This window comes from Pedobacter africanus, assembly GCF_040548825.1.
Taxonomy (GTDB): Bacteria; Bacteroidota; Bacteroidia; order Sphingobacteriales; family Sphingobacteriaceae; genus Pedobacter; species Pedobacter africanus_A.
Window position 1 is genome coordinate 226,923 of the sequence record NZ_JBEPSL010000004.1, and the last position, 12,733, is coordinate 239,655.

Sequence of the window (12,733 nt, forward strand, 5' to 3'; positions counted from 1 at the left end):
CTGCAACAGCATTAAGCATTTTTTTTCAAAAAAAATCCCCCGAACCACTTATGGCCGGGGGATCTTAAGGAAATATATTTAACTATTAAGCTTCTACCTCTTCTTGTTTTGAAGCTAATAACTTATCGTATTCTTCCTGAGAACCTACAATAATACGCTCATATCCACGTACACCTGTACCTGAAGGAATCAAATGTCCAACAATAACATTTTCTTTCAATCCAAGCATGCTATCACGTTTACCAGCAATTGCTGCTTCGTTCAGCACTTTTGTAGTTTCCTGGAACGATGCCGCAGAAATAAACGACTTCGTACCCAATGATGCACGTGTGATACCTTGTAGTATTGAGCTTGCAGTTGCAGGTCTCGCATCACGTACTTCAATCTGTTTCATATCTTTACGTTTCAATTGAGAATTCTCATCTCTCAATTTACGCAATGAAATGATCTGACCAGGTTTTACAGTATTGGAATCACCGGCTTCCACAACAACTTTTTTGTCATAGATCTCGTCATTCTCAACCATGAAATCCCAACGATCAACAGAGTTATTCTCTAAGAAACTGGTATCTCCAGGGTCCTCGATGTGAACTTTCTGCATCATCTGGTGTACAATTACCTCAAAGTGCTTATCATTAATTTTCACACCCTGTAAGCGGTAAACCTCCTGAATACCATTCACCAGGTATTCCTGAACAGCAGCAGGTCCTTTAATTGCCAGGATATCTGCCGGAGAAATTGAACCATCTGATAAAGGCATACCTGCTTTTACAAAGTCATTGTCCTGTACCAAAATGTGTTTAGACAATGGGACCAGATATTTCTTAACCTCACCATCTTTAGATTCAATGGTCATCTCACGGTTACCACGCTTTACACCGCCTAAAGTTACTACCCCGTCAATCTCCGTTACAACGGCAGGATTAGATGGATTACGTGCCTCGAAAAGCTCAGTTACACGAGGCAAACCACCTGTAATATCCCTTGTTTTTCCTGTTGCACGAGGTATCTTTACAAGGATTTGTCCAGGCTGCGCCATATCACCCTCGTCAATTGCAATGTGTGCACCAACAGGGATGTTATAGTTCCTGATCAGGTCTCCTTTTTTATCTACAACCCGTACTGAAGGGTTTTTCGTCTTATCACGCGTATCGATAATTACTTTCTCACGGTGACCAGTTTGCTCATCTGACTCCTCGCGATAAGTTACACCCTCAACAATTGCCTCAAATTCAATTTTACCAGCAAATTCTGAAATGATAACCGCATTGTACGGATCCCACGAACAAATCCTGTCACCTTTGGTAACTTTAGTACCGTCCTCAACGTATAAGAACGAACCATAAGGAATATTATTCGTCATAATTACTTTGCCAGTTCCGGGCTCAACAATTTTGAACTCACCTGAACGGCCAAGTACAATATTGGTATCTCCTTCTTCTGTTTTTGTAACAACTGTACGAACATTTTCAAATTCGATGACACCATCAAATTTAGCTGTGATCTGAGATTCTGCAGCAATGTTTGATGCAGTACCACCCACGTGGAATGTACGTAATGTTAACTGTGTTCCCGGCTCACCAATCGATTGTGCAGCAATTACACCCACGGCCTCACCTTTTTGAACACGTTTACCAGTAGCCAGGTTACGTCCGTAACATAAAGCACAAACACCTCTCTGGTTTTCGCAGGTTAATACAGAACGGATCTCAATACCTTCAAGTGGCGATTCTTCAATTGCCTTAGCGATATCTTCATCGATATCCTGCCCTGCAGCTACCAATAACTGTCCGTCCAGAGGATTAAATACGTCATGTAGGGAAATACGTCCTAATAGCCTGTCATATAATGGTTCAACAATATCCTCATTATCTTTCAGCGCTGTAGTATACATACCCCTTAAAGTACCGCAATCTTCAGAATTAACAATCATATCCTGCGCAACATCATGCAAACGACGGGTCAGGTAGCCAGCATCAGCGGTTTTTAACGCCGTATCTGCCAAACCTTTACGTGCACCGTGTGTAGAAATAAAGTACTCTAATACAGATAAGCCTTCTTTAAAGTTCGATAAGATCGGGTTTTCAATGATCTCACCACCTGAACCAGATTTCTGAGGCTTCGCCATCAAACCACGCATACCGCAGAGCTGACGAATCTGCTCCTTCGATCCACGTGCACCAGAATCTAACATCATGTAAACAGAGTTGAAACCTTGATTATCGCTTGATAGCTGATTCATTACAAATGAGGTCAGACGATTGTTAATACGTGTCCAAATATCAATGATCTGGTTGTAACGCTCATTATTAGTAATGAATCCCATGTTGTAGTTATTCCTTACCTCATCAACCTCAGCAGAAGCCTGCTCCAATAAAGCATGTTTCTCAACAGGGATGTTCACATCCTGCAAGTTAAATGATAAACCACCTCTGAATGCCATTTGGAAACCTAATTCCTTGATATCATCCAGGAATTTCGATGCCCGGGCCATACCAGTAATTTTAACCACCTCGCCAATAATATCTCTCAGGGATTTCTTGGTCAGCAGTTCATTGATATAACCTACTTCTTCCGGTACCATTTGGTTAAACAATACACGTCCTACCGTAGTTTCAATCAATTTATTCGCAATCGTACCATCTTCAAGCTTAACATTTACCTTAACCTTTATAAATGCATGAAGATCAATACGTTTCTCATTATAAGCAATGATTACCTCTTCTGGTGAGTAGAAAGAGAAATCCTGTCCGTTAACCACACGCGAAGCATCAGTTCTACGGCCTTTTGTAATGTAATAAAGACCCAAAACCATATCCTGTGAAGGTACAGTAATAGGCGTACCGTTTGCAGGGTTCAGAATGTTGTGTGCAGCCAGCATCAATACCTGCGCTTCCAAAATTGCCGCATGACCCAATGGTAAATGTACGGCCATCTGGTCACCGTCAAAATCCGCGTTAAAAGCTGTACACACCAACGGGTGTAACTGGATTGCTTTACCTTCAACCAATTTAGGCTGGAACGACTGGATACCCAATCTGTGCAAAGTAGGCGCACGGTTTAACAATACAGGGTGTCCTTTTAAAACGTTTTCCAGGATATCCCAAACCAATGGATCCTTTCTGTCTACAATTTTCTTTGCAGATTTTACTGTTTTAACAATACCCCGCTCTATCATCTTACGGATGATAAATGGTTTGAACAGCTCAGCTGCCATATCCTTAGGTAAACCGCACTCGTGTAATTTAAGGTTAGGGCCTACAACAATTACCGAACGTGCTGAATAATCCACACGTTTACCCAATAAGTTCTGACGGAAACGACCTTGTTTACCTTTCAAAATATCTGAAAGGGACTTCAAAGCACGGTTACCTTCAGTTTTCACCGCATTCACTTTACGTGAGTTATCAAATAACGAATCCACAGCTTCCTGTAACATACGTTTTTCGTTACGTAAAATTACTTCCGGTGCCTTGATCTCGATCAAACGTTTTAAACGGTTGTTACGAATAATCACACGACGGTACAGATCATTCAGATCTGATGTCGCAAAACGGCCACCTTCCAACGGAACCAACGGACGCAATTCTGGCGGAATAACAGGAACGATCTTAATGATCATCCACTCAGGGTTATTCTCGATGCGTGTTTTTGCACCACGGAAAGCTTCAACAACCTGTAAGCGTTTTAACGCCTCATTTTTACGTTGCTGAGAAGTTTCGTTAGCGGCCTGGTGACGTAAGTTGTAAGATAAAGTATCTAAATCAATACGCTTCAATAAATCCTCCAACGCTTCAGCGCCCATTTTGGCGATGAATTTATTAGGGTCTTTATCATCCAGATATTGGTTCTCCTTAGGTAACTTATCCAGAATATCAAGATATTCTTCTTCAGTCAGGAAGTCCATATACTGAATACCTTCTTCTGCCATGAAACCTGGCTGGATTACTACATAACGCTCGTAGTAAATGATCAGGTCCAATCTCTTTGTAGGCAATCCCAATAAATATCCAATTTTATTTGGCAGCGAACGGAAATACCAGATGTGCGCAACAGGAACCACCAGATTGATGTGCCCCATACGCTCTCTGCGTACTTTCTTTTCCGTTACTTCAACACCACAACGGTCACAAACAATACCTTTATAACGGATACGTTTATATTTACCGCAATGACATTCGTAATCTTTTACCGGACCAAAAATACGCTCACAAAACAAACCATCACGCTCAGGCTTGTATGTACGGTAATTGATGGTCTCAGGTTTCAACACCTCACCACTAGAGCGCTCTAAAATAGCCTCTGGCGATGCCAAGCTAATGGTAATCGAGGTGAAATTGCTTTTTAATTTATTATCCTTTTTGTAAGACATAGCTCTTTTGTTTGAAAGTTGAAGGTTTAAAAACCCTCAACTTAGTCTAACGTAATATCTAAACCTAATCCACGTAACTCATGTACCAATACATTAAACGATTCAGGTACACCAGGTGTAGGAAGATTCTCGCCTTTTACAATCGCCTCATAGGTTTTGGCCCTGCCGATCACATCATCCGACTTAACGGTTAAGATCTCCTGCAGGATATTGGCAGCACCAAACGCCTCCAATGCCCAAACCTCCATCTCACCAAAACGCTGACCACCAAACTGGGCTTTACCACCCAATGGCTGTTGTGTAATCAATGAGTATGGTCCAATTGAACGGGCGTGCATCTTATCGTCAACCATGTGCCCTAATTTCAACATATAGATAATACCTACAGTTGTTGGCTGGTCAAATTTCTCACCCGTTAAACCATTATGTAGATAGGTCCTTCCCGAAGCTGGTACACCGGCTTTAGCGATCCATTCCTCTACCTCGTCATGTTTAGCACCATCAAAAATCGGAGTGGCAAATTTCACACCCAATTCTTTACCAGCCCACGCCAATACAGTTTCGTAAATCTGCCCCAAGTTCATACGTGAAGGAACACCCAGTGGGTTCAATACGATATCAACAGGCGTTCCATCTTCAAGGAATGGCATGTCCTCGTCACGAACAATACGGGCAACGATACCCTTGTTACCGTGACGTCCAGCCATTTTATCCCCTACTTTTAATTTACGCTTTTTAGCTACATAAACCTTGGCCATCTGTACAATTCCGGATGGAAGTTCATCTCCTACACTGATCGCAAATTTATCACGCTTATAAGCACCCAACTCTTCGTTTACACGGATGCCATAATTGTGAAGTAACAATTTAATCTGATCATTCTTATCGTCATCAGTTGTCCATTTGTATGGGTTAATGTGTGCATATTCAAGATCTGATAAGCTTTTCTGTGTAAACTTAGCTCCCTTAGGGAACAACAATTCTTTATAAACATTATATACGCCCTGAGAGGTCTTACCATTTACAATCTGGAACAATTTATCTACCAGTTCGTTTTTCAGGTTCAACACAGCCACCTCATATTTCTTGTCTAATTTCTCTATCGCAGATTTTTCCTCTGCTTTAGTAGTTTTCTTAGCTCTCGAGAATAACTTGGTATCAATTACTACACCTCTGATTGAAGGAGGTGTTTTCAAAGACGCATCTTTTACGTCACCCGCTTTATCACCAAAGATGGCGCGTAGTAATTTCTCTTCTGGTGAAGGATCTGATTCACCTTTAGGGGTGATCTTACCGATTAGAATATCCCCTTCTTTAACCTCAGCACCGATACGGATGATACCGTTCTCGTCCAAATCTTTAGTTGCTTCTTCCGAAACGTTAGGGATATCTGGTGTCAATTCCTCCTCACCACGTTTTGTATCACGCACTTCAAGTTCGAACTCCTCAATGTGTAAAGAAGTAAAGATATCTTCACGAACGATACGCTCATTGATTACGATCGCATCCTCAAAGTTATAACCCTGCCAAGGCATGAAAGCAACCTTTAAGTTTCTTCCCAGTGCCAACTCACCATTTTCAGTAGCATAACCTTCACAAAGTACTTGTCCTTTTACAACTTTCTGGCCTTTCTTAACAATCGGCTTCAGATTGATACAAGTATTCTGGTTGGTTTTCTTGAATTTGATCAGCTTATAAGTCTTACTGTCGCCCTCGAAAGATACCAGACGGTCACTGTCGTTTCTAACATATTTAATGGTGATCTCATTCGCATCTACATATTCCACAACACCATCGCCCTCAGCATTGATCAGTGTTCTTGAATCGCGGGCTACGCGACCTTCCAAACCTGTTCCAACAATTGGAGCCTCAGGACGTAACAATGGTACCGCCTGGCGTTGCATGTTCGATCCCATCAGGGCCCTGTTCGCATCATCATGCTCAAGGAAAGGAATTAACGATGCAGCTATTGACGTAATCTGATTAGGTGCAACGTCCATTAAGTCTAATTTCTCAGGCTCAATAACCGGGAAGTCACCCTCATAACGTGCCTTTACACGTGATGTAGTGAAATTACCTTTATCATCATAAGCAGCATTTGCTTGCGCAATCGTCTTGCCATCTTCATCTTCAGCAGACAAATAGATAACCGGCTCGTCAACGGCTACAACACCATTGTCAACTTTTTTATAAGGAGTTTCGATGAAACCAAGATTGTTTATTTTCGCATGAACACACAAAGAAGAAATCAAACCAATATTTGGTCCTTCAGGTGTTTCAATGGTACATAAACGACCATAATGTGTATAGTGAACGTCACGTACTTCGAAACCTGCACGTTCGCGCGACAGACCACCTGGACCTAAGGCCGACAGACGACGCTTGTGCGTAATCTCTGCCAGAGGGTTAGTCTGGTCCATAAACTGCGACAGCTGGTTAGTTCCGAAGAATGAATTGATCACCGACGATAAAGTACGGGCATTGATCAAATCAGTCGGAGTGAAAACCTCATTATCGCGAATATTCATACGCTCACGGATGGTACGGGCCATACGTGCCAAACCAACGCCAAATTGAGCATACAATTGCTCACCTACTGTACGAACACGACGATTCGACAAGTGATCAATATCATCTACCTCTTCTTTGGAATTGATCAGCTTGATCAGATATTTAACAATTGCAATAATATCTGCTTTTGTTAAAACCTTCACATGATCAGGCGTATCCATTTTTAACTTACGGTTGATACGGTATCTACCTACATCACCTAAGTCATAACGCTTATCTGAAAAGAACAAACGCTCAATGATACCCCTGGCCGTTTCTTCATCAGGTGGCTCTGCATTACGCAAAGCACGATAGATGTTTTCAACGGCTTCTTTTTCAGAATTAGAAGTATCTTTCTGTAAAGTATTATATATAATGGTATAATCAGCCTGGCTTGCACCATCATCTTTGGATAAGATGATCGTTTTAACACCAGCATCAATAATCATATCAATATGGTCGTCCTCTAAAACAGTATCCCGGTCTAAGATTACCTCATTGCGGTCGATAGAAACTACCTCACCGGTATCTTCATCTACAAAATCCTCAACCCATTTTCTCAGTACCCTTGCAGCAAGCTTACGTCCGATATATTTCTTTAAGCCAGATTTGCTTACCTTAACCTCGTCGGCCAGGTCAAACAACTCAAGGATGTCCTTATCAGAATCGTATCCAATTGCACGCAATAAAGTGGTGACCGGGAACTTTTTCTTACGGTCGATATAAGCATACATCACATTATTTACGTCTGTAGCAAACTCGATCCATGAACCTTTGAAAGGAATTACACGGGCGGAATACAACTTAGTCCCATTTGTGTGACGGCTCTGGCCGAAGAACACACCTGGAGATCTGTGTAACTGAGAAACAATTACACGTTCTGCACCGTTAATTACAAACGTACCTTTAGGAGTCATATAAGGTATAGTACCTAAATACACATCCTGAATAATGGTTTCAAAATCTTCGTGTTCTGCATCATTACATGAAAGCTTTAATTTGGCCTTCAATGGAACACTATAAGTTAACCCACGGTCGATACATTCAGCTATATCATAACGTGGTGGGTCAATAAAATAATCAAGGAACTCCAGAACAAAAATGTTCCTGGAATCTGTGATTGGGAAATTCTCAGCGAATACCTTAAACAAACCCTCTGTGTGACGGTTGTCTGAAGTTGTTTCTATCTGAAAAAATTCTCTGAATGATTGCAACTGCACATCAAGAAAATCCGGGTAATCTATGATGTGTTTACTACGTGCAAAATTTACTCTTTGGTCGACTTTATTTGCCAATGGACTAAAGTTAATTTACTTTAAGAATAAACTATTTGTTTGATTTGCCGTTAAACACATTTCATCAATCAAACTAAATGAAATGTTTATAAACAGGTATAGACTCCGACTATACAGTCGGAGTCTACGTTTAAGTTATATTAAAATTAAGCTACTACTTAATTTCAACTACTGCTCCAGCTTCTTCTAGTTGTTTTTTCAAAGCCTCAGCTTCGTCTTTAGCAACACCAGCTTTTAATTCTTTAGGTGCACCGTCAACTAAATCTTTAGCTTCTTTCAAACCTAAACCAGTTAAATCTTTTACCAGTTTAACAACTGCTAATTTCTGACCACCAGCTTCTTTCAAAATTACATCGAAAGTAGATTTTTCTTCAGCTGCAGGAGCATCACCACCAGCAGCAGGACCTGCAACAGCAACTGCAGCAGCAGCTGGTTCGATACCATACTCATCCTTTAAGATTTGAGCTAACTCGTTAACTTCTTTAACTGTTAAGTTTACCAATTGCTCAGCAAACGCTTTTAAATCTGCCATTTTTATAGATTTTTAAAAATTTACGTAAAAATAATTTATTAAATATGAACTTTTAAGGTGTTCCTAACCCTCTCTTCCCTGAAGAGTTTTAACAATTCCTGCAATTTTATTACCGCCTGACTGCAATGCTGATACAACATTTTTAGCTGGCGACTGTAATAATCCAATGATGTCTCCGATAAGCTCTTCTCTTGATTTCAGGCTTACCAAAGTATCTAACTGATTATCCCCGATAAATACTGTTGAATCGATATAAGCTGCTTTAAGCACTGGCTTGTCAGAACCTTTTCTCAATGCTTTGATCAGCTTAGCCGGACCATTGCCTACTGTTGAGAATAATAAGGCCGACTGACCTTTAAGTGCTACAAAGATTTCTGACGCGTCACCCTCTAATCCTTCAATCGCTTTTCTGATCAAAGTATTTTTAGCAACCTGCATTTCAATCCCGCTTTCAAAACATTTACGACGGATACTGTTTACCTTCTCAACAGATAAGCTTGACGTATCGGCAATGTAAAAATTGCCAAATTCCTGCATCTTCACTTGAAGCGCAGAAACCAATTCGTGTTTTTCTTCTCTGTTCATAATTAGATCCCCGCTACTGATTTAGTTTCGATTGCAATTCCAGGACTCATTGTAGAAGAAACATGAATGCTCTTAAAATAAGTTCCTTTTGCAGCAGATGGTTTCAACTTAGAAATTACCTGAAGTACCTCTAATGCATTTTCATATATCTTTTCTGTCGGGAATGATACTTTTCCTACTGAAGCATGTATGATACCTGTTTTGTCAACTTTAAAATCAATCTTACCGCCCTTCACATCAGTAACTGCTTTACCAACCTCGTTGGTTACAGTACCTGATTTTGGGTTTGGCATCAGGTTACGTGGGCCTAAAACTCGGCCCAGTTTACCTACCTTTGCCATACAAGCAGGAGTAGTGATAATAATGTCAACGTCAGTCCATCCACCTTCAATCTTGGCTACATATTCGTCTAAACCAACGAAATCTGCTCCTGCAGCTTTAGCCTCTTCCTCTTTATCAGGAGTACAAAGAACTAAAACACGTACAGTCTTACCTGTACCATGTGGTAAAGTAGCGATACCACGAACCATTTGGTTCGCTTTACGCGGGTCTACACCTAAAGCCACATCGATATCTACCGACGCATCAAATTTAGTTGTAGTAATTTCCTTAACCAAAGCAGCCGCATCCTTTAAAGAATACATCTTACCAGATTCTAGTTTAGCATGTGCCTTTTTTTGATTTTTTGTTAATTTAGCCACTGTTGTAAACTGTTTTTTGTTAATTAATTTGTCCAGGGTGCATCACCGCTAACGGTAATTCCCATACTGCGTGCTGTACCAGCAACCATACTCATTGCCGATTCGATAGTAAATGCATTTAAATCAGTCATTTTATCTTCAGCAATTGACTTAACCTGATCCCAAGTCACCGAACCAACTTTTTTACGGTTGGGCTCAGCAGAACCACTCTGTAATTTGGTAGCATCTTTTAACTGGATAGCAACCGGCGGGGTTTTGATGATAAATTCGAAAGACTTGTCAGCATAAACAGTAATTACAACTGGTAATACTTTACCTGGCTTATCTTGGGTACGAGCATTAAATTGTTTGCAAAACTCCATAATGTTCACCCCTTTAGCACCTAATGCAGGTCCTACCGGCGGCGATGGATTTGCAGCTCCACCCTTGATCTGTAGTTTAACAAGCGCACTGACTTCTTTTGCCATTTTCTGTTTTGTTAATAGTAATACTCAATGTTATAATGTTGGAAGCATGTAACATTTAAGATCTTTATTCTTTTTCTACTTGCATATAATTAAGTTCCAGAGGAGTTTTCCTTCCAAAAATCTTAACCATAACTTTTAATTTCTTTTTCTCTTCGTTAACCTCTTCAATAACGCCGGTAAAACCATTAAATGGCCCATCCATAACCTTAACGTTCTCTCCAACATAATAAGCAACGTTCATGGTTTCGCCTTGCTGGCTCATCTCATCAACTTTACCTAAAATACGGTTAACTTCTGCCTGGCGCATAGGTACCGGGTTTCCTCCCTTATCTCCTAAAAAGCCAATCACACTATTAATATTCTTAATAATGTGTTCCAATTCTCCATCTAAAATAGCCTCTATCAAAACGTAGCCTGGATAAAAATTACGCTCTTTTGCAATCTTTTTCCCGTCTTTCATCTGATAATACTTCTCCATTGGTATCAATACCTGAGGTACCAAATGAGAAAATCCTAAACGGCTAATTTCAGAATCTATATACTGCTTTACTTTCTTTTCCTTACCGCTAACAGCTCTAACTACATACCATTTCAACTGACCATCCATCTAGCTATATTAATTAGAAAGTGATTTATAAAAAGTATCCAATACAAAAGTAGATCCCTTATCCATTGCAAAGATTACCAATGCAATGATTAACGAAGCTACCAAAACCAGCACTGCAGAATTTTGTAACTCTCCCCATGTAGGCCAGGTAACCTTCTGGGTCATTTCCTCATACGATTCTTTAATAAATTGAACTACTTTAGCCATAATTATTTTTTTGCACGGGAACAAGGATTCGAACCCTGATCAAAGGTTTTGGAGACCTCTATTCTACCATTGAACTATTCCCGTGTATATTTAATCCTATTTAAGAATCAGAACTTTTATTGAACAAAGTACTCAGGCCATAAAGCCTAAGTACTTTGCTTTATTGATCTTTATTTCCCGAAGGAGATATTGACTATTTTAAAATTTCAGTTACCTGACCGGCACCTACTGTTCTACCACCCTCACGGATAGCGAAACGTAGACCTTTTTCCATTGCGATAGCGTTGATCAACTTTACAGTGATGGTAACGTTATCACCTGGCATTACCATTTCAGTTCCTTCAGCCAGTGAGATCTCACCAGTTACGTCTGTGGTACGGAAATAGAATTGCGGACGGTATTTGTTAAAGAATGGAGTGTGACGTCCACCTTCTGCTTTTGACAATACATAGATCTCAGCTTTGAAATCAGTGTGAGGAGTTACAGAACCTGGTTTGCAGATAACCATACCACGACGGATATCAGTTTTCTCAATACCACGTAACAATAAACCTACGTTATCACCAGCCTCACCATAATCAAGGATCTTACGGAACATCTCAACACCTGTTACAGTTGATTTCAGGTTTTCAGCGCCCATACCCAGGATCTCAACAGGATCACCAGAGTTGATTACACCACGCTCAATACGACCAGTTGCAACAGTACCACGACCAGTGATCGAGAATACGTCCTCAACAGGCATCAAGAATGGAAGCTCTGTCAAACGTGGAGGGATTGGTACGTAGCTATCTACAGCATCCATTAACTCCATGATTTTAGCAACCCATTTTGGATCTCCGTTCAAGCCACCAAGAGCTGAACCTTGAATAACAGGAATATCATCACCAGGGAATTCATAGAAAGATAACAATTCACGAACTTCCATCTCTACTAATTCTAACAACTCAGGGTCATCAACCATATCCACTTTGTTCATGAATACAACCAATGAAGGTACACCTACCTGACGAGCCAATAGGATGTGCTCGCGAGTTTGTGGCATCGGACCATCAGTAGCAGCTACAACGATGATAGCTCCATCCATTTGCGCAGCACCAGTAACCATGTTCTTTACATAATCCGCGTGACCTGGACAGTCAACGTGTGCATAGTGACGGTTAGCTGTTGAATACTCAACGTGTGCTGTATTAATAGTGATACCTCTTTCTTTTTCCTCTGGAGCAGAGTCAATAGAATCAAATGAACGCGCCTCAGATAAACCAGCATCAGATAACACTTTAGTGATAGCTGCTGTTAAGGTTGTTTTACCGTGGTCAACGTGACCGATTGTGCCGATGTTTAAGTGCGGCTTACTGCGGTCAAACTTTTCTTTTGCCATGTTTTTATACTTATTAGTAGGTTAACTTTTTATTTA

Annotated in this window: 9 protein-coding genes and 1 tRNA gene; all 10 read right to left on the reverse strand. The window is 40.6% G+C overall.

The window, feature by feature from the left end; all coding sequences use genetic code 11:
• Positions 1-85: 85 nt before the first annotated feature.
• Positions 86-4,372: a DNA-directed RNA polymerase subunit beta' gene (rpoC, locus tag ABIE26_RS20610; RefSeq protein WP_310145352.1), complete on the reverse strand. Its 4,287-nt coding sequence runs from the start codon at positions 4,370-4,372 to the stop codon at positions 86-88.
• 41 nt (positions 4,373-4,413) lie between these two features.
• Positions 4,414-8,217, reverse strand: a complete 3,804-nt coding sequence (rpoB, locus tag ABIE26_RS20615; protein ID WP_310145354.1) for a DNA-directed RNA polymerase subunit beta — start codon at positions 8,215-8,217, stop codon at positions 4,414-4,416.
• Between the two features lie 154 nt (positions 8,218-8,371).
• Positions 8,372-8,749, reverse strand: coding sequence for a 50S ribosomal protein L7/L12 (gene rplL / locus ABIE26_RS20620; protein WP_256004212.1), 378 nt, complete (start codon positions 8,747-8,749; stop codon positions 8,372-8,374).
• A gap of 63 nt (positions 8,750-8,812) precedes the next feature.
• Positions 8,813-9,334 carry a 50S ribosomal protein L10 gene (gene rplJ / locus ABIE26_RS20625; RefSeq protein WP_310145355.1) on the reverse strand — a complete coding sequence of 174 codons (522 nt, stop codon included), beginning with the start codon at positions 9,332-9,334 and terminating at the stop codon, positions 8,813-8,815.
• Between the two features lie 2 nt (positions 9,335-9,336).
• Entirely contained in the window at positions 9,337-10,035 is a 699-nt protein-coding gene (gene rplA, locus ABIE26_RS20630; protein WP_310145356.1) for a 50S ribosomal protein L1, read from the reverse strand.
• 23 nt (positions 10,036-10,058) lie between these two features.
• A complete protein-coding gene (gene rplK, locus ABIE26_RS20635) occupies positions 10,059-10,502 on the reverse strand; it encodes a 50S ribosomal protein L11 (protein WP_008243137.1) in 444 nt (147 codons plus the stop codon).
• Positions 10,503-10,566: 64 nt separating this feature from the next.
• Positions 10,567-11,109, reverse strand: a complete 543-nt coding sequence (gene nusG, locus ABIE26_RS20640; RefSeq protein WP_012781012.1) for a transcription termination/antitermination protein NusG — start codon at positions 11,107-11,109, stop codon at positions 10,567-10,569.
• A 9-nt stretch (positions 11,110-11,118) separates the two neighbouring features.
• Positions 11,119-11,316 carry a preprotein translocase subunit SecE gene (gene secE, locus ABIE26_RS20645; protein WP_310145357.1) on the reverse strand — a complete coding sequence of 66 codons (198 nt, stop codon included), beginning with the start codon at positions 11,314-11,316 and terminating at the stop codon, positions 11,119-11,121.
• Positions 11,317-11,329: 13 nt separating this feature from the next.
• A tRNA-Trp gene (locus ABIE26_RS20650) sits at positions 11,330-11,400 on the reverse strand.
• A gap of 109 nt (positions 11,401-11,509) precedes the next feature.
• Positions 11,510-12,697, reverse strand: coding sequence for an elongation factor Tu (tuf, locus tag ABIE26_RS20655; RefSeq protein WP_084241340.1), 1,188 nt, complete (start codon positions 12,695-12,697; stop codon positions 11,510-11,512).
• Positions 12,698-12,733: the final 36 nt, after the last annotated feature.